This window comes from Corynebacterium sp. HMSC074E01 (genome assembly GCF_001808885.1).
Lineage (GTDB): Bacteria > Actinomycetota > Actinomycetes > Mycobacteriales > Mycobacteriaceae > Corynebacterium.
Window position 1 is genome coordinate 1 of record NZ_KV794836.1, and the last position, 1,072, is coordinate 1,072.

Sequence of the window (1,072 nt, forward strand, 5' to 3'; positions counted from 1 at the left end):
GCTCCTTAGAAAGGAGGTGATCCACCCGCACCTTCCGGTACGGGTACCTTGTTACGACTTCGTCCCAATCGCCGATCCCACCTTCGACAGCTCCCTAACAAGTTTAGGCCACTGGCTTCGGGTGTTACCAACTTTCATGACGTGACGGGCGGTGTGTACAAGGCCCGGGAACGTATTCACCGCAGCGTTGCTGATCTGCGATTACTAGCGACTCCGACTTCATGGGGTCGAGTTGCAGACCCCAATCCGAACTAAGGCCGGCTTTCAGCGATTCGCTCCACCTCACAGTGTCGCTGCGCGTTGTACCGACCATTGTAGCATGTGTGAAGCCCTGGACATAAGGGGCATGATGATTTGACGTCATCCCCACCTTCCTCCGAGTTAACCCCGGCAGTCTCTCATGAGTCCCCAACCAAATGCTGGCAACATAAGACAAGGGTTGCGCTCGTTGCGGGACTTAACCCAACATCTCACGACACGAGCTGACGACAACCATGCACCACCTGTACACCAACCACAAGGGACACTACATCTCTGCAGCAATCTGGTGTATGTCAAGCCCAGGTAAGGTTCTTCGCGTTGCATCGAATTAATCCACATGCTCCGCCGCTTGTGCGGGCCCCCGTCAATTCCTTTGAGTTTTAGCCTTGCGGCCGTACTCCCCAGGCGGGGCGCTTAATGCGTTAGCTACGGCACAGAAGACGTGGAAGCCCCCTACACCTAGCGCCCACCGTTTACGGCATGGACTACCAGGGTATCTAATCCTGTTTGCTACCCATGCTTTCGCTCCTCAGCGTCAGTAACTGCCCAGAGACCTGCCTTCGCCATCGGTGTTCCTCCTGATATCTGCGCATTTCACCGCTACACCAGGAATTCCAGTCTCCCCTACAGCACTCAAGTTATGCCCGTATCGCCTGCACGCCCGAAGTTAAGCCCCGGAATTTCACAGACGACGCGACAAACCACCTACGAGCTCTTTACGCCCAGTAATTCCGGACAACGCTCGCACCCTACGTATTACCGCGGCTGCTGGCACGTAGTTAGCCGGTGCTTCTTATACAGGTACCGTCAC

General features: G+C 55.6%; 1 rRNA gene. It reads right to left on the reverse strand.

Annotated features, from left to right (window positions below):
• Window positions 1-9: 9 nt before the first annotated feature.
• Window positions 10-1,072, reverse strand: a 16S ribosomal RNA gene (locus HMPREF2537_RS04045); the annotation flags it as partial.